Consider the following 16,913-nt stretch of genomic DNA (forward strand, 5'->3'; position numbering starts at 1 on the left):
CAACACACATGACTATTTTACTATAGCCTTTTCCCTAATCGCTCACTACCATAGCTCTTTACTACAGCAGCATTAGGGTTGTTTGGAAAGTTTGCCTGTTCAATCCTCTCCGAAGGACCTTCCTTCATCTCTGCTGCAACTTGCACAGCACACCACCACCGTGAGTACCGTTCGGTACAGGTTGGTTCAATAAAAATTAATGTACTAATGAATATATTTCAGATATGGAGATTAAACCTATTTCTTTGAGATATTTATTAGTTAAGGATTTAGATAATATAGGGCTTTTGGATATTCTCCAATAGCCTTTTCTTGTGCTAGCATATTCCCATGCTTTATTATTGGAAATTCCTAATTTTACAAGATTATCGTGTTTTGTTTTAATCTTTTTCCATTGTTTCCAAAAACACATTCTTATCCTTCGCCTTAACCATTCATCAAGTGTTTTAAGAATATTTCTCATATCGGCGATAGCAAAATAGTTTATCCACCCCACTATTGCCTGTTTTAATTTTAGAAACCTATATTCCATATTCATTGCATTACTTTTTAAAGTTAACTCCTTAAGTTTTGCTCTAAATTTGTTTAAGGATTTCTCATGAACTCTTATTCTGTATTCACCTTTACCTCTGTAAAAAGAAAATCCTAGAAATTTAAGCTTCCAAGGTCTATCTACTGTACTTTTGTCTTTATTGATTTTAAGTTTTAACTTCTCTTCAATAAACTTCGTAATACTTTCCATCACTCTACTAGCAGCTTTCTTACATTAATATATTGTCTGCATCTTTCAACAGCTTGCTTCGCACTTCTTAATGGTCTAAAGCCATAACTGTTATTTAAAAATTTACCTTCGTATATAGGCATTAGAATTTGAGCAATAGCTTGTTGAACAACTCTATCTATTACAGTAGGTATTCCTAATAGTCTCTTTCCGCCGTCAGGCTTAGGTATTTCTATTCTCCTGACGGGTTTAGGTTTATATCTACCTTCCAGTAATGATTGCCTTAATTTCTGTCCATGTTCTTTTAGGTATTGTAGAAGTTCATCTACTGTCATACCATCAATACCATGACTTCCTTTGTTGGCTTTTACTCTTTTATAAGCATTGTTCATATTATCCTTAGATAATATTCGTTCTAGTAAATCACTACCGTATTCATTGACATCGTTCCTTCCTTCTTTAGACATAGAAGAAATACTAGGCACTTCTATATTAGCTTTGAGTTCCACTCTATTTTCATATAGATAGTCTTCTTTATGAAGTTGTCTGCTTTTATCATATTTCCTCGTATCTTTCAAAATTCTGAAACCTCCTATTGTTCAATCCTTTCCACGCTAACGCGTTCAACGTGGTACTATGACCTCTGCTGGCTTCTGATAGTTCAGACATACATCACTGTATGGGTTGTTATTTCTAAATTCATATCCATAACTTATCTATCAGACCTCCCCAGGTAAGAACGCTTACTTTCCCTCCATATATCTGCTACATTTACATCGCTTGCCTCGGATAGTTTAGGGCTTTGTTTTGATTTGCAAACTCACCCACAAGCATATGCCTTATATGTAGTTTCTGTTCGTCAGACCAGAGTTTTGCCGCCGACTTCCTTCAGATTCCACCTCACGGTGGACACCCTTGTCTTAAGCTAACGGTTGGCACTATCACCCCCCGTATCGGACTTTCACCGACAAGTAAGCGCCCATGCTGGGCACACTAAAATAGCACCTAAACTAATTCTAGGTGCTATAAAAATGAGACTAAAAGAGTATCTAGTCCCCTAGATGCTTTTCTAAAATTTATTCTAACTTATGTACTCTTTTGTTGCAAAACTTTACTCTTCAATAAATTTCATCAATTCTTTGTTAAATTTGTCTCGCTCGTCATAGAAGGATCCGTAATCATTGAATCTAAATGGTATAAGCTTTGAATTTTTAATATATTGATTTTGTACTTCACCTAGCGAGAATGGAACAACTTTGTCATTAATGCCGTGAATAATTAAGGTTGGGACATTTATTGTTTCTAGATCAGAAAATAATACTTCACGTAACCAAGTATTTGCAATACTAGCAGGTGCCCACCCAGCTGCCTGTAATTCCAATTGGAATAACCAACCAGATAATAGCTCAGTTATATTCTGAAAGAAAAATATGTCTCCAAAATCCCGTAACATTTTAGGACGATCGGTGTATGTTCCCTGAATAATTTTGATTACTTCTTCTTTTTCCAAGCCATATAGGAAATTAGAACGTTCAAAATGAATGATAGCTCTATTGATAGATTATTTACTTAAGCATAAATATATTCACGTACTTTCAGACATTCAAAAAGACCTAACTAAAAACTTTTTAATTTTATCAAGTCTATTAATAAAATCAATAATTAATATTTTCGTTGACATTTGGTTAATAAAATCAAATTTTGTTACATATTAAACAAATCGTGACTAAATGCCACGATTTTCAATAATTTAAAATTGCAAAAAATTATTTGGTTATTATTTATTGTTCTATCTCTTTTATCATTCTAAGATATATTTTCTTTCCTAAATGTGATTCTTCTACTACTTTATATCCAAGTACAGTATAAAAATGAATTACCTTATGATCATTAACGTCTACTAAAAGAGAAATTTTATTTAATCCTTTCTCTTTAGCCATTTTTTCTGCTTCCATCATTAAGGCCCTTCCTATACCTCTACCTTGATATTTTATATGAGTAGCTATATTGGCTATAAATAATTCCCCTGGATCAGATTCCTTTAGATGATCAAGCATTATCATACTAGAGATATATCCTACTTTTTCTTTAAAACCTTTTTGTCCTCTCATAAGTAACTTTCCAGTTTTTTTCTCAATGTTTTTCATAGTATCATGTGGAATTGCAAATAATATTCCTGCTACTTCGTTGTTTACTACTGCAACTTTAGCATGTTGATAACTAAATCTATTCCTACTTTCTTTAACTATATAGGCAAGTCTTTCTATTATTTCATTCTTACTTCCTGTTCCCCAAATAACTTCCGGATTAGATTCTGTAATATAAAGTAAACTTGCTATTTTTTTAACATCCTTTATTTCTGCATTTCTTATATCTACTGAATTCATGATTCCTCCCAAATAAAAATTCTTAAGTTATTAGCTAATTATAAACCTCAATTGTGTCAATTATAAGTCGCTATTATATTTAAGCAATACAGATTTTATAGATAGATAAGTTACCTCTTTTGGCAACAATTCTTTTATAGGCTTTAACTTTTCTGCTCCTACATTTTTAATTGTTTCTATTATTAAATCCTCATGTTCCTTTTGTATAAAATCATCTAAGTTTACATCTAACCCCTCTGTCTTGCACTTAAATAGATGTTCCTCAATAGTAACTTCAGTAAGTTCTCTTTCCTTAGAAATTTCTTTAATAGTTTTGCCTTCTTTATACATATTATAAGTTACTATATGACTTTTTATCTTTTCAGTAGCGTAAGCCTCTTCATTATCCATTGCCACTTCTTTAGTTATGTTATTTTCCTTCATATATTTTTTAATTTCTTCTATAAATACTTCACCATATTTATTATATTTACTTTGACCTACACCTTTAATATTAAGAAAATCTTCTTTTGTAACAGGCATATATTCTGTCATTTCTTTTAAAGATGCATCTGCAAATACTAAATAAGGTGGTATTTTTTCATTTAATGCAATATCTTTTCTTAAAAGTCTTAAAGCTTCAAATAGAGTATCATCGACTTTTCCTTTTTTACTTTCAGGTTTTTTATTTACCTTTAGAAATACTTTTTCTTCACTTCTTAATACCGGAACAGCCTTTGGTCTTAATTTAACTACAGGAAATTCATCATCTGTAGTAATCATATAATCATCAGCAATAAGTTTATTAATTATATCTACTAACTCTTTCTTTGTATAATTCTTTACTATTCCATAGGTTGAAAGCTTATCAAGACCTAAATTTAATATTTTTGCATTTGTTGAACCTTTCAAAACTTCTGCAATTACATTAGTTCCATATCTTTCTTTCATTCTATAAACACAAGAAAAAATCTTTTGTGCCTCAATAGTCATGTCTATAGTCTCTCTATCATCATTACATACAGAACAATTGTTACAACTATCCTTTATATTTTCTTCTCCAAAATATTCAAGTATATATTTTCTAAGACACATAGATGTATAAGTATAATCTACCATAGCTCTTAAATTATTATATTCCTGTGCTTTTTTAACAGGATTTAATTCTCGCATATCTATAAAATATTTTTGAGTTTGTATATCCTTAGGGCTAAATAATAATATACATTCACTTGCTTCACCATCTCTACCTGCACGTCCTATTTCTTGGTAGTAGGCTTCTATATTTTTAGGCATATTATAATGAATTACATATCTAACGTTAGATTTATCAATACCCATTCCAAAAGCATTAGTAGCTACAATTACATCTACATTATCATAAGAAAAATCTTCCTGTGCTTTTTCTCTATCACTATCAGAAAGACCTGCATGATAAAGAGCAGCCTTAATATTTCTTTTCTTAAGATTAACATATACTGTTTCCGCTTCTCTTCTAGTAGCAGTATATATTATTCCAGTAGTATTGATTTTTTCACCAACATAATTGACTACATAATCTAATTTATTTTCTCCTCTTAATACTTTCAAATTTAAATTTTCTCTATCAAAACCACTTATAAATATATCAGGTTCTTTTAACCTTAAAATATTTATCATATCTTCTCTAACCTTATCCGTAGCAGTAGCGGTAAAAGCTGCTAAAATAGGTCTTTTTTCTAATTTTCTTAAGAAACTAGGTATTTTTTTATAACTTGGTCTAAAATCATGTCCCCATTGAGAAACACAGTGTGCCTCATCTATAGCAACTAAGGTTATATCTATATGTTTTAAAACTTCACAAAAACTTTCATTTTCAAGCCTTTCTGGCGCTACATAAATTAATTTGTATTGTCCATTCCTAGCATAAAATATTCTCTCTTCAATTTCTAGAGGATCTAATGAGCTATTTATATATGTAGAAGGAATTCCACTACTATTTAATCCATCTACTTGATCCTTCATTAAGGATATTAATGGAGAAATAACCACCGTAACTCCCTGTAATATAAGCGAAGGAATTTGAAAACATATAGATTTTCCTCCTCCTGTAGGCATAATAGTTAAGGTATCTTGTCCTTTTAATATGCTCTCTATAGGCTTAACTTGCGCACTTCTAAAATCATCATAGCCAAAATATTGTTTTAGAAGCATTTTAGCTTTTTCCATAACTTCAATTCCTTTCCCAATTAATGCACTATCATTAATTATAACCAATAATTCTAAAAAGTGTTATAAAAAATATTAAGTTTTTTTATCTACTACTAAGCAGTAGGTAAGATAATTCACAATACAAAATACAGAATTCACAATTAAGATAAAAATTAATTCCTTTAATTGATTTTTTTTCTAGCAATAAAATTGCTAGCTTTTATCATAGAAAGTTAATGTTAACTTGAAAGAAATCAATTGAAAGCTTCTCCTTTATTGAAGAAGTTTCCCCAATTGTCCCTTTTCAATTTTTAATTCTCCATTGTATAAGAGACTAGTATAATCTCTAGTTATTTTTCTAAACATACCCTCTTCTAATATGTTAATTAGTAGCTTTTTTACCATTTTGATAATTTCATTCCATAACTTACATTACCAAATTCTATGATTTTAATTAGACAATAAGATTGTAATGTATATAATAAGTATCATAGACTTAAGCATCTGACACAAAATATTATTACAATCTTTTAGTAGTTATTTTTTGCCAGATGCTTAAATTAGGCATCTTCAAAAAAATAATAAGTCAGTATGTTAGCCTATCTTTCATCATACTGCGTTGTCAGAACCCGCACATAGCGCCACTATGAACGGAATCTGACGCCTTGTCTGATATAAAATAGACTAACATCTTTAACTTCTTATTTTCTTTCATATGCCTAATACTAATTTTTTCTAAGAAGAAGGGGGAACTACTTTAATGAATAAACTTAAAAAGAATTACATTATAATTCCCATTGTTATTTGTATTTTATCTTTAATAGCAATGACTTTTATTAACTTTAGAAGTTCAAACTTATCATTTAAATCTTATAAAGAATTTTTAAAGGATGCTCATAATGACCAACTCTCAACTGTATATATGGTTCCCTCTTCTAAAATTACTGTTGTAATGAAAGATGGAACAGAATATACTACCGATAACCCTAATAGTCTTACTTTAAAAGAAGAGCTTTTAAGTAAAGGTGTAGAAGTAAAGGAAAACAGCAGTACCACATTTATGCAAACAGGTTTTTCTGCAGTTTTAACACTTTCAGTTCTTGCTATTGTTTTTATCTCCTTATCAAAAACTAGAGGAGCAAGAGGAGTTACTTCTATGGACGCAGTAGACGCTTCTACTCTTGTAAAGGATAAATTCAATTTTAATAGCTTAGCTGGAAATGAGGAAGCTAAAGAAAGCGTTAAAGATATAGTAGATTATTTGAAAAATCCTGAAAAATATAAAAAATATGGTGCAAGAGTTCCTAAAGGAATTATACTATATGGTTCTCCTGGTACTGGTAAAACATTACTAGCTAAAGCAGTTGCAGGAGAAGCAAAAGTACCTTTCTATGCTGTATCTGGTTCTGATTTTATTCAAGTATATGTAGGGGTTGGAGCTGGTAGAGTTAGAAGTCTATTTAAAAAAGCAAAAAGCCATGGAAAAGCAGTTATATTCATAGATGAGATAGATGCTATTGGTAAAAAAAGATCATCTAAGGGTACAGGAGGTTCTGAAGAAAAAGATCAAACTTTAAATGCCCTATTAACAGAGATGTCAGGATTTAGCGAAAGCGAAGGAATAGTAGTTATTGCTGCTACAAATAGATTAGATATACTTGATCCTGCACTTTTAAGACCAGGTAGATTTGATAGACATATTGAAGTGGCATTACCTGATGTAAGTGCTAGAGAAAAAATAATTAAACTTCATTTAAAAAATAAACCTCATAAAGATATAGATATCTTAGATCTCGCTCATAGAACTTCATATTTTTCTGGTGCTAAATTAGAAAATCTAATAAATGAAGCAGCTATATTAGCTTGTAAAGAAGACATTGGATATATCACTAATGAACATATGGATACTGCATTTTCTATAGTTCTTGCAGGTTACGAAAAAATTGATAAATCTGCTATTAAAGAAGAAGATAGAAAAATTACTGCTTATCATGAAGCTGGACATGCTTTAATTTCATTATTAAAGCTACCAGAGGAAAAAGTATCTAAGGTGACTATAATTCCTACTTCTAAAGGTGCTGGAGGATATACTCTAAGCTTACCTGTAGATAGTGCATATCAAAACCTAGACTATTTAAAGAAAAAAATAATGGTACTTTTAGGTGGACGTGCTGCTGAAGAAATAATTTTTGGGAAAGAAAAAATTACTACAGGTGCTTATAATGATTTAAAACAAACTACTAGTATGATTTATAATATGATTACTGAGTATGGTATGGGTGAATCTTTAGGTCTTCTAAGGCTTTCAGAAATGCCTAGCTCACTTCAAGGATCAAGTTCTAAGGATATATTAGAAGAATGTAAATCTACTGTTGATAACCTTTATGAAGAAGTAAAATCTATATTATTAAAAGAAAAATCTAAGTTAGAAGCTTTAACTAATTCATTATTGATTAAAGAAAAGCTTTCTTACGAAGAAATTTTGTCAGCAACTAATTTTATATAAATTCGCAGTTCATCATCTCTCTTAATAAAAGCCTAGAAAATATAATTTTCTAGGCTTTTATTTTTCATTATATAAATTAGGTAGGAATTTTCCTCCTATAATTTTTTTTAAAGCTACGAATTAATTCCTAACTCTTTAAATAAATCATTCAATTTAAATCAGTTCATCTTATTAAAAAATCACCTTAAAGACCTTATGTCTTGAAATAAACCCAGCCTTAACTAAAGCTTTATTAGAAGCTATATTATCAAAATCACAGGAACAAATTGCCCTATGCTCTCTTATAAGACTTTTTTCTAAAAGCTTGTACATGATATAGCTTCCGTAGCCTCTATTTCTATAAGATTTATTCACAACTATCCCTAAATTAACAGTGCCAGGAAAAATATTGCTTTTGCGATATTCTCCAACTCCTAAAATTTCACTATCATCACAAAGTACAAATAATTCATCGTTAGCTACTAATCCTAATAAATAGCTATCTATACATTCATCCTTATCTTCTAAATTTTTCATGTAAAACTCTTTAATTTTCTCAATTTGCTCCCCTTTAGCCAGTATAAAATCTAAACTATCATATTTTTTCATAAAACTGTTAAGATTAAAATCATAAAATAAATAAGAATCTATACTTATCTCTTTAGCCATTCCCATAGTTAAGGATAAAAAAATAGGTTCAACACTACATACAATAGCACCTTCTATAGATTCTTCTTCAATTATCATTGAAAAAATTTTTTCACTTAAGGCTTTGTATTCATCAATTATATAAAATTGAGATAATAAATTATTATTATTACTAATTGAATAATATCCTATTAACTTATCATTTAAATATATTCCAAAATAGCTTGCTGTAATAATGTGTACAACATCATGATAATCTTCCATAGGCTTTAAAAGACTATTATAGTATTCTTTCCTTAAAGGTAGAATATCTCTTACTGAATCTAATTTTTTAAAATTTATCATTTAACTTCTCCTTAATAAGCTTTCAAATGTACTTAAATAAACATTAAATGACCTTAAGTATTTAAATACTTTTTAAGATTATTTATTGCTTCAATTACTCTATTTAAATTCTCCTCAGAATTTAAATTATCTCGTGCATGTAATAATGCTGGTCTTAGAGATTGAACAGAGTGTCCAAAGTTATACATCCACTTATACCTTGGAACCATCCAAGTATGGAAATGATGAGTAGTATCTTCATTATAGAAGTAATACACATATTCAATATTCAATACCTTTCTCTGAGCTTCTCTAATTTTTGTTAGCAGTGTTATATAATCAATTTTTTCTTCTTCTGTTAGCTCATCAAAGTATTTAATATGTCTTTTTGAAGCTAATATAACCAATCCCTCTATAGGATATGCCACATCCTGATGTGCGTGAAAAAATTTTGTTTCAATAATTATTCCTCCATCAGGCTCAACTTCTCCACTTGTAATAGCACAGCTTAGACATTCCACTTCAATGGTTTTATTATTAGCTAATGTAATTTTCCTCATAAACCCATCTCCCTTGCCTAATTACAATTTTTTCTCTTATTTTTACATTAATATTTATAATCACAATAATATATTTTTATAATATATATTCATTTAATAAATCTAATTCTTCACTTATATATGTACTACCTTCTTTACTTATCATATTAGCCATTATATATTTTTTTAATTTCATATAAAGACCTAGTGGAAATTCATATTCTACCCATTTTGTCCTATAGCCTATAATACCATGATTTTTTAAAAGTAGTTCACATTCCCTTAAAATTTCTCTTATAAATTCTTTAAACTCGTAAGTAGTGTCTATATCTACATTTATAGTTTCTCCATCGTAGGTTTCATTGGTTATTTTAATTCTTATATTTTCTTTATCCTCTAGATGTATTTCCCATTTATGCTGATTAGGATTATCGTGCCAAATAAAATAATATTCTTCTGTCTCCCCATCAGTACTTTCTTCTAATACATTAACAATTGCTTGTAGTAAATCTCCTATGGCATCTGTTATATTGTAAGGTGTAAATTCACTTATCTTCCCATTTATATTTATAAACCCTTCGCAAATTCCTACCCCTGTAAGCTTATAGCTAAACTCTACCATAAAACTCCTCCTACTTTTTATAAATTATATATTAGTGTATCTATAAAGCTCCTTTATATGCAAAGTTTATGCAAAAACTTTATAGTTATATTATAATACTATTGTACAAATTTAACGATTGGAGAGGAGATTTCTATTATGGAAATAAAATTAGATGTTCTTACATGGCAAGAATTCAATGAGAGAAAAGAAAAGGATGTTGTAATCCTCCCTATAGGCTCTTTAGAGCAACATGGACCTCATCTTCCATTATGCACTGATACAGTAATTTCTTATGAATTATCATTACTTTTGGCTAAGGAGATCAATGGAATAGTAGCTCCATCAATTAATTACGGCTATAAATCATTACCAGCCAGTGGTGGTGGTCCTCTATTTCCTGGAACTATAGACTTAAATGGAAGCACTGTAGTTGCTCTTGTAAAAGATATATTAGAGGAATTTATTAAAGATGGAGTTAAAAAAATATTAATCTTTAACAGTCATTATGAAAATGAAGCCTTTATACTTGAAGCAGCAGACCTTGTGTCTCGTAATATACCAAAGGGAACTAAAATTATTATCACTAATTGGTGGGATCCATTATCTAATGAAACAATAGATAAAATATTTGATGAAATCCCATTCCCAGGTTGGGCATTAGAGCATGCGGCTATAACTGAAACCTCATTCATGCTTAAATTTACACCGGAACTTGTACATATGGAAAGATTGGTAGATGAAACAATGACTCCTCTTGGATATTCAATATATCCAGTGCCATCTGACTTAGTACCACCTTCTGGATTACTGGCTAGTGCTAGGAGTAGTTCAAAAGAAAAGGCAGATATGATGATAGAAGAAATTATTCCTAAAATTAAAAGTATAATAGAAAAAATATTTTAAAAACTACTTTTATTAATTCTTTAATATACCTTAGGATATCTATTTATTTATAAAAAATGAACTGAAGTAAGTAGATAAAATAAATACTCTGCTTACTCCAGTTCAACCTATGGTATTTTAATTCACAATGCAAAATGCACAATTAAGGTGGAAATTATTTTTAATCAAAATAATTTCTTTAATAGATTTTTTAACTAGCAATACAATTGCTAGTGTCTTATTGTAGGGGCGAACAGTGTTCACCAGTTCTTTTTAATACGTCTTATAGTTTAATATTTATTCAATAATATATGGCGAATACTGTTCGCCGCTATGGTTAATCAATTCTAAATTTCTCAGTTACCACTGAGAAATATCCGAAATTGTGAATTGAGCATTGTAAATTTAATAGCTTTAGTTATAATACTAAAAAATCCCAGTTATTTTCACATATATTAATTTTAAAGTTAATATTCTATATATCAATATCTTTTAAATAATATATTATTTTCTAAGTGAATATGCTGAAAAATATCACTTTCAAGATCAACTAATTTTCTATATGTCATCTCAAAGGTTAAGCATACATCACTTGGAATACTATAACCATCTGTTACTTTTCTCAGTTCTTTAAGAATAACACCAGCACCTTCATGTTCATTTTCAAGTTCATTAATTTTATTTTTTATCTGCTCTTTTTCTTCACCTTTAAGTATAAGTGGAAAAATTTCTTCTTCTTCCTTAGGTAAATGAGCTAACAATTCTTTAGCTAAAGCTGTAAATAATTCTTGAACTTTATAAAGCTCCTTATGATTATCACCATGTGCTCTTATAATTTTTTCTATAAGCCCTCCTATATTAGGAAGTTCATTGTATAAATAATTATGATGAGTATCTATAATATGCTTTATTAATTCTTCTGAAGGCACATCCTTCCATAGCTTAGGTGTTGTATTCATAATAGATATTTTATAATTTTCATTTATTTTATCCATTATCTCTTTTTCATTTAATCCTTGTTCTTTTATAGCCTCTATTAAAGGTCTATTTCCTCCACAACAAAAATCTATTTCATAAATTTTAAATATATCTCCTGCTCCTGGATATTCACTAAGTATGTCTCCAATAAGCATTATGCTGTAAAAATTTTTTTCCATAATAACTCCCTCCATTTAAGTATTTTTTAAAAATTACATTTATTTTATATCATATAAAATTTTAAGTTCCATTGGTATCGTCAATGAATAGATTCTAATAAAGCAGTATGATGTAAATATGCTAATATAATAGCTGGTTACTTTTTTTAAAGCTGCCTTATGTCTTTATTATAGATTTTCATCTTATGGAAATATGTGATTTAAATCAAATTATAATAAATTATTTAGTGTATAATAAGATATATATTTATACCTTAAGAAAGTGGAGGATTCTTTTATGATTAACCTTTATAGTTGTAATAGTTGTTCAGGCAAATATTGTGCTAGTAAAATATCAATATTTAAAGGATTAGATGAAAATCAATTAAAAAAGATTACAGCCTTAATAAAGAGAAAAAGTTTTGAAAAGGGAGATGTTTTATTTAATATAGGCGATACTTCCGACAAACTTTATATTATAAATAGTGGGAAATTAAAGGTTTATACTTATAACAAAGAAGGTAAAGAACAAATTTTATATCTCTTAAATGAGGGAGATTTTATTGGAGACTTGAGCCTTTTAAAAAGTAGTAAATTTAACTTTGCTTCTAAAGCCCTTGAAAAAACTAATATTTGCATGATTTCTAAAGAAGATTTTGATAAAATCATTAAAGAATCTCCTGAAATTACTTTAAAAATATTAGAATATGCTTATGATAGAATTGAAAGTCTTGAAAATATGATTACCACTTTAACCAATAAAGACATTGACAGTAGAATTGCGGAACTCTTATTAAAACTAGAAAAGAATAATATAATAATTCTTTCTATAAATAGAGAAGATATGGCAAATTATATAGGAGTTACCCGTGAAACCATAAGTAGAAAACTAACTTCATTAAGCGAAGAAAATATTATAGAACTTGTAGGTAATAAAAAGATTATTATTAAAGATAAAGAATATCTACAAGATTTATTATAATAAGAAATAGAAATGCACTTTTATGTAAATAAACATAAAAAGTGCATTTATTAAATTCCTTATAATCAATTGTGATTTTTATATTTTCAAGGTTTATAATTTACAATTATCAATAATTACCAAACATACATTAGGTAGCAATAGTTACTTCTTCTTTTCTCTTATTTAATATACCAATAAAAATAGTGGTAGCTAAAGCTAATGTATCAGAAACTAACGGTGATAAAAACACTCCTTCAACCCCTAAAAATTTAGGTAATATAAATGACACTGGTATTAAGAATATAAAGGAACGCCCCATAGAAATTATATTTGCATATAAATCTTTTTGTATTGATTGATAATAGCTTCCATAGGTTATTACTATACCTAAAAACGGCAATGACCCTAAGTACATTTTTAATCTTGTGGCTGTACTATTAACAAATTCCATATTATCATTAAATATATTTACAATTGAAGTTGCAAATATGAAAAGTAGTATTAGTGCTATACATCCATATACTATATCAACGATTAAAGCTAACCTTAAAGTTTTCCTAACTCTATCATATTTTTCAGCGCCATAGTTGTACCCTATAATTGGCTGAGTTCCTTGAGCTATTCCTAATAATATTTCTAAAAATATTGTTGCAACATATCCTACTATAGCAAACATAGCTAAATCTGTTGTTGTTCCATAGTGAAGTATTAAATTGTTTTGGATAAAAGTTAAAATACCTAAAGACATTTGCATACCAAAAGATACAAAACCAGAAATACATATCTCTTTTAAGATATTAAACTTAATTTTAAGATGTTTTAGTCTAATATGAAGTTTAGATTTTCTAGAAAAGAAATAATAAAGGAAATAAACACCAGAAAGAGTCATACCTACTATAGTGGCTGCCGCTGCTCCTGCCATCCCATAACCTAATTTCATTACAAATAGCCAGTCTAAAAATCCGTTTAATATAGCAGAAATTATTAAAATATTCATTGACAACTTTGGATTTCCTTCTGCTCTTGCGATTGGATTTAATCCTGTAGATAAAATATGCATAATTGTAGCAGAAATAATTATTACACTATATTCCTTACTTAGCTTTAAAACTTCTCCTTCAGCTCCTAAGAAAATCATAATAGGCTCTAGGAATAATAACCCTACTATAGTTATTATTAGTCCAATTAATATCATAGAAAAAATAGATGTACCTAAAATTTGTCTAGCTTCCTCCTTTTCATTTTGTCCAAGTCTTATTGCAATAAGTGCAGAACCTCCTACTCCTAAAAGCATACCTATTGCCATATTACTACACATTACTGGCCACAAAATATTTATAGCTGCTAGCCCTGTTTCTCCTACTCCTCTTCCTATAAAGATTCCATCTACAATTATATACAATGAGTTTACCAAAACTCCTATAATTGCCGGAATTACAAACTTCAAAAACAAACTTCTAATACTTTTCGTAGATAAGCTATTCTCCATTCTTCCCCTCCGTTTAAGTTAGTTAGTTTAACTAACTATTTGGTTTATAAAAAAGTCTTATGAATAATTAAGACTTTACTTTCTCTATTTTATTATTTTATCAACTATTATACGAGTTAATTCTTTGTATTTTTCTAACTCATCTTCTGTTAAACTATCTTTTATTTCTTGAGTAAATTCATTTACAACATTATAATCTTGTTCTAACAGTAATTTGCCTTTATCTGTTAAATATAAATATGACTTTCTTCTGTCTTTTTCACTTTGAATCTTATATATTAATCCCTTAGATATTAATTTTTTTACCATATTAGTCACTGAAGGCTTAGAAAGATTTAGGTACTGTGCTAAATCTGAATAAGTAGCATCCTCTAATATATTTAAAGCTTCAACATAAAAATACTCGCTATAAGATATGTTAACTATATCTTCACAATTTGCAGAATACTTTCTGTAAAGACTATAAAGATGAGAATTCACCTTAAAGATAAGCTTTTCTAACTCCATCTTTACCCTCCTTAAAAACTTATAATATAATAAACACATACTAAATTATACTTATAATAAATTTTAAAGTCAACAAGATACATTGCTTACCGTTTAAAAGTAACTAATTTAAATTTTAAAATATCTAAATAAAAAATAAAGAAATTAATTCATAAAGAATTAATTTCAATCATAATTGTACATTTTTCATTGAGAATTATTTTAATTTATGTTGCTAAATTATTTCTATTATCTTTATTGTTCTTTAAATTTAAACAAATTATTATTGTAACCACTAGCCCTATATAATCTGCTACTACTGGTGCTAAAAACACTCCATCTACTCCTATAAAATAAGGTAAGATAAATGATATAGGTATTAAAAGTACAAAAGAACGACCTACAGAAATTATATTGGCAAATAAATTTCGCTTCGTTGCTTGAAAATAACTTGCAAAGGTTATCACTATTCCAACAGTGGGCATGGATGCCAAATAAATAACAAGTCTTTTAGCTGCTAACTTAATAACTTCTGGATTGCTATTAAAAATACCTACTAATTTACTGGAAAAAATATATACGAATATAAATGTAGCGCTTCCAAAAATAACATCTGCTATTAAGCTAATTTTTAATATTTCCTTAACTCTGCCATGTTCCTTCGCACCATAATTATATCCTATAATAGGTTGTATTCCCTGCGCTATTCCATATAATATTTGAATAAAGACTATGGAAATATATCCTACAATAGCAAATATTGATACATCTAAAGTTGTACCATAACTTAATAATATTTGATTTTGAATAAATATTATAAATCCTAAAGCTACCTGCATAGCAAAAGACATAAAACCTGAGGTACAAATTTCTTTTAGAATATTTGTTTTTATTTTTAAATAAGATAACTTAATTCTAAGATTAGCTTGTTTACTAAAGAAATAGAATAGAAGATATACAGAAGACCCTATTATTCCAATAGCTGTAGCACATCCCGCACCTATAATTCCTAAGTTCAATTTAATAACAAATAGCCAATCTAAAAATCCATTTAAAATTGAAGCAGTAATAAGTATATTCATAGATAATTTAGGATTTCCATCTGATCGTGTAATAGGATTTAATCCAGTAGCTAGTACATGAAAAGGCGTTATCAAAAATAATATAGTTCCATATTGTTTACTCAATTTTAAGACTTCTCCTTCTGCTCCTAGAAATTTCATTATCGGTTCTAAAAATATTAATCCTATTAAAGATATAAAAGTTGAAACTAAAATCATAACTAAAATGGATGTCCCTAATATATTTTTAGCTTCTTCCCTCTTATTCTCACCAAGTCGTATAGATATTAAGGTTGCTGCACCTGTTCCAAATAGAGAACCAATTGCCATATTTACACATGCTGCTGGAAATATAAGATTAATACTAGCAAGTGCAATCTCTCCTACACCACGCCCTATAAATATTCCATCAATTATTAAATAAAGAGAATTTACTAGTATTCCTATTATTGATGGTATAACAAATTTAAAGAAAAGGCTTAGTGTATTCTTTTTTATCAAATCATTTCCCATTATATTTTCTCCTTTGGTTACTTATTAATATTAACGATTTTTACATAGATATTTTACTTCTAATACCTTAACTACAAATAATTTCAACTATTCTTCTTAAAATAAGTAAAAACACACTATATAAAATGTTAATACAAAGTTAAGTGAATTTCAAATTAAAAAAATCTAATGTTTCTCTAAATTAATTTTAAAAATATAGATAACTAATAAATAAACACTAATTATTTATATATTATATTTTGTTAAAATTACAAATTAATTATTAATCTCTATAAAATTCTAAAATATTTTAATAAAATATTTTTTACGCAATAAAAAAATAGTCATATTTGACTATTTTTTGGAGCGGGTGAAGGGAATCGAACCCTCGTAACTAGCTTGGAAGGCTAGCACTCTACCATTGAGTTACACCCGCATATTGGAGCGGAAGACGAGATTCGAACTCGCGACGTTCACCTTGGCAAGGTGACGCTCTACCACTGAGCCACTCCCGCATATTAAATTT

15 protein-coding genes, 2 tRNA genes and 1 pseudogene are annotated in these 16,913 nt (G+C 28.6%); 3 read left to right on the forward strand and 15 right to left on the reverse strand.

Annotated features, from left to right (window positions below):
• Window positions 1–196 precede the first annotated feature (196 nt).
• The 6 genes and pseudogenes from ACWPW7_RS17310 to ACWPW7_RS17335 all read right to left on the reverse strand — a co-directional run bounded on the left by ACWPW7_RS17310 (window position 197) and on the right by ACWPW7_RS17335 (window position 5,682).
• Complete coding sequence (locus ACWPW7_RS17310; RefSeq protein WP_454054512.1) at window positions 197–742, reverse strand: group II intron maturase-specific domain-containing protein; 546 nt, start codon at window positions 740–742, stop codon at window positions 197–199.
• On the reverse strand, window positions 742–1,299 hold the full coding sequence (locus ACWPW7_RS17315) for a reverse transcriptase domain-containing protein (RefSeq protein ID WP_454054513.1): 558 nt from the start codon (window positions 1,297–1,299) through the stop codon (window positions 742–744). Before ACWPW7_RS17315 ends, ACWPW7_RS17310 begins: the two co-directional genes overlap by 1 nt.
• 533 nt (window positions 1,300–1,832) lie before the next feature.
• A pseudogene (locus tag ACWPW7_RS17320) lies at window positions 1,833–2,255 on the reverse strand (alpha/beta fold hydrolase); the annotation flags it as partial.
• Between the two features lie 247 nt (window positions 2,256–2,502).
• Window positions 2,503–3,108, reverse strand: a complete 606-nt coding sequence (locus ACWPW7_RS17325; RefSeq protein WP_291566261.1) for a GNAT family N-acetyltransferase — start codon at window positions 3,106–3,108, stop codon at window positions 2,503–2,505.
• Between the two features lie 60 nt (window positions 3,109–3,168).
• Window positions 3,169–5,295 carry a DNA helicase RecQ gene (recQ, locus tag ACWPW7_RS17330; protein WP_454054514.1) on the reverse strand — a complete coding sequence of 709 codons (2,127 nt, stop codon included), beginning with the start codon at window positions 5,293–5,295 and terminating at the stop codon, window positions 3,169–3,171.
• 255 nt (window positions 5,296–5,550) lie between these two features.
• The gene (locus ACWPW7_RS17335; protein ID WP_454054515.1) at window positions 5,551–5,682 is read right to left on the reverse strand and encodes a hypothetical protein; all 132 of its coding nucleotides are present in this window, start codon (window positions 5,680–5,682) and stop codon (window positions 5,551–5,553) included.
• 355 nt (window positions 5,683–6,037) lie between these two features.
• On the opposite strand from ACWPW7_RS17335, the gene ACWPW7_RS17340 reads away from it, so the two are divergent.
• Window positions 6,038–7,783 (forward strand): ATP-dependent metallopeptidase FtsH/Yme1/Tma family protein, encoded by a 1,746-nt coding sequence (locus ACWPW7_RS17340; protein WP_454054516.1) that lies wholly within the window; start codon window positions 6,038–6,040, stop codon window positions 7,781–7,783.
• A gap of 171 nt (window positions 7,784–7,954) precedes the next feature.
• Here ACWPW7_RS17340 and ACWPW7_RS17345 read toward each other — a convergent pair whose 3' ends face one another.
• The 3 genes from ACWPW7_RS17345 to ACWPW7_RS17355 all read right to left on the reverse strand — a co-directional run bounded on the left by ACWPW7_RS17345 (window position 7,955) and on the right by ACWPW7_RS17355 (window position 9,895).
• A complete protein-coding gene (locus ACWPW7_RS17345) occupies window positions 7,955–8,755 on the reverse strand; it encodes a GNAT family N-acetyltransferase (RefSeq protein ID WP_454054517.1) in 801 nt (266 codons plus the stop codon).
• A 53-nt stretch (window positions 8,756–8,808) separates the two neighbouring features.
• Window positions 8,809–9,294 carry an HIT family protein gene (locus tag ACWPW7_RS17350; protein ID WP_454054518.1) on the reverse strand — a complete coding sequence of 162 codons (486 nt, stop codon included), beginning with the start codon at window positions 9,292–9,294 and terminating at the stop codon, window positions 8,809–8,811.
• A gap of 76 nt (window positions 9,295–9,370) precedes the next feature.
• The gene (locus ACWPW7_RS17355) at window positions 9,371–9,895 is read right to left on the reverse strand and encodes a hypothetical protein (RefSeq protein ID WP_454054519.1); all 525 of its coding nucleotides are present in this window, start codon (window positions 9,893–9,895) and stop codon (window positions 9,371–9,373) included.
• A gap of 138 nt (window positions 9,896–10,033) precedes the next feature.
• Between ACWPW7_RS17355 and ACWPW7_RS17360 the strand changes: the two genes are divergently transcribed.
• A complete protein-coding gene (locus tag ACWPW7_RS17360; protein WP_454054520.1) occupies window positions 10,034–10,780 on the forward strand; it encodes a creatininase in 747 nt (248 codons plus the stop codon).
• A gap of 461 nt (window positions 10,781–11,241) precedes the next feature.
• Here ACWPW7_RS17360 and ric read toward each other — a convergent pair whose 3' ends face one another.
• Window positions 11,242–11,916 (reverse strand): iron-sulfur cluster repair di-iron protein, encoded by a 675-nt coding sequence (gene ric / locus ACWPW7_RS17365; protein WP_454054521.1) that lies wholly within the window; start codon window positions 11,914–11,916, stop codon window positions 11,242–11,244.
• Window positions 11,917–12,193: 277 nt separating this feature from the next.
• On the opposite strand from ric, the gene ACWPW7_RS17370 reads away from it, so the two are divergent.
• Window positions 12,194–12,877, forward strand: a complete 684-nt coding sequence (locus ACWPW7_RS17370; protein ID WP_291565945.1) for a Crp/Fnr family transcriptional regulator — start codon at window positions 12,194–12,196, stop codon at window positions 12,875–12,877.
• 130 nt (window positions 12,878–13,007) lie between these two features.
• On the opposite strand, the gene ACWPW7_RS17375 is transcribed toward ACWPW7_RS17370, so the two are convergent.
• The 5 genes from ACWPW7_RS17375 to ACWPW7_RS17395 all read right to left on the reverse strand — a co-directional run bounded on the left by ACWPW7_RS17375 (window position 13,008) and on the right by ACWPW7_RS17395 (window position 16,902).
• Window positions 13,008–14,348: an MATE family efflux transporter gene (locus ACWPW7_RS17375; RefSeq protein WP_291565943.1), complete on the reverse strand. Its 1,341-nt coding sequence runs from the start codon at window positions 14,346–14,348 to the stop codon at window positions 13,008–13,010.
• Between the two features lie 84 nt (window positions 14,349–14,432).
• Complete coding sequence (locus ACWPW7_RS17380) at window positions 14,433–14,855, reverse strand: MarR family winged helix-turn-helix transcriptional regulator (RefSeq protein WP_291565941.1); 423 nt, start codon at window positions 14,853–14,855, stop codon at window positions 14,433–14,435.
• 206 nt (window positions 14,856–15,061) lie between these two features.
• The gene (locus ACWPW7_RS17385; protein WP_312580216.1) at window positions 15,062–16,408 is read right to left on the reverse strand and encodes an MATE family efflux transporter; all 1,347 of its coding nucleotides are present in this window, start codon (window positions 16,406–16,408) and stop codon (window positions 15,062–15,064) included.
• A gap of 341 nt (window positions 16,409–16,749) precedes the next feature.
• A tRNA-Gly gene (locus ACWPW7_RS17390) sits at window positions 16,750–16,823 on the reverse strand.
• 4 nt (window positions 16,824–16,827) lie between these two features.
• Window positions 16,828–16,902, reverse strand: a tRNA-Gly gene (locus tag ACWPW7_RS17395).
• Window positions 16,903–16,913: the final 11 nt, after the last annotated feature.

Source organism: Clostridium sp. Marseille-Q7071 (assembly GCF_965112025.1).

Excerpts from the sequence above, each read along its gene's own strand:
- recQ (WP_454054514.1), bottom strand. The coding sequence starts at position 5,295 with ATGGAAAAAGCTAAAATGCTTCTAAAACAATATTTTGGCTATGATGAT.
- ACWPW7_RS17370 (WP_291565945.1), top strand. The coding sequence starts at position 12,194 with ATGATTAACCTTTATAGTTGTAATAGTTGTTCAGGCAAATATTGTGCT.
- ACWPW7_RS17380 (WP_291565941.1), bottom strand. The coding sequence starts at position 14,855 with ATGGAGTTAGAAAAGCTTATCTTTAAGGTGAATTCTCATCTTTATAGT.
- ACWPW7_RS17310 (WP_454054512.1), bottom strand. The coding sequence starts at position 742 with ATGGAAAGTATTACGAAGTTTATTGAAGAGAAGTTAAAACTTAAAATC.
- ACWPW7_RS17340 (WP_454054516.1), top strand. The coding sequence starts at position 6,038 with ATGAATAAACTTAAAAAGAATTACATTATAATTCCCATTGTTATTTGT.
- ACWPW7_RS17325 (WP_291566261.1), bottom strand. The coding sequence starts at position 3,108 with ATGAATTCAGTAGATATAAGAAATGCAGAAATAAAGGATGTTAAAAAA.
- ACWPW7_RS17350 (WP_454054518.1), bottom strand. The coding sequence starts at position 9,294 with ATGAGGAAAATTACATTAGCTAATAATAAAACCATTGAAGTGGAATGT.
- ACWPW7_RS17355 (WP_454054519.1), bottom strand. The coding sequence starts at position 9,895 with ATGGTAGAGTTTAGCTATAAGCTTACAGGGGTAGGAATTTGCGAAGGG.
- ACWPW7_RS17345 (WP_454054517.1), bottom strand. The coding sequence starts at position 8,755 with ATGATAAATTTTAAAAAATTAGATTCAGTAAGAGATATTCTACCTTTA.
- ACWPW7_RS17360 (WP_454054520.1), top strand. The coding sequence starts at position 10,034 with ATGGAAATAAAATTAGATGTTCTTACATGGCAAGAATTCAATGAGAGA.
- ACWPW7_RS17335 (WP_454054515.1), bottom strand. The coding sequence starts at position 5,682 with ATGGTAAAAAAGCTACTAATTAACATATTAGAAGAGGGTATGTTTAGA.
- ACWPW7_RS17375 (WP_291565943.1), bottom strand. The coding sequence starts at position 14,348 with ATGGAGAATAGCTTATCTACGAAAAGTATTAGAAGTTTGTTTTTGAAG.
- ACWPW7_RS17385 (WP_312580216.1), bottom strand. The coding sequence starts at position 16,408 with ATGGGAAATGATTTGATAAAAAAGAATACACTAAGCCTTTTCTTTAAA.
- ric (WP_454054521.1), bottom strand. The coding sequence starts at position 11,916 with ATGGAAAAAAATTTTTACAGCATAATGCTTATTGGAGACATACTTAGT.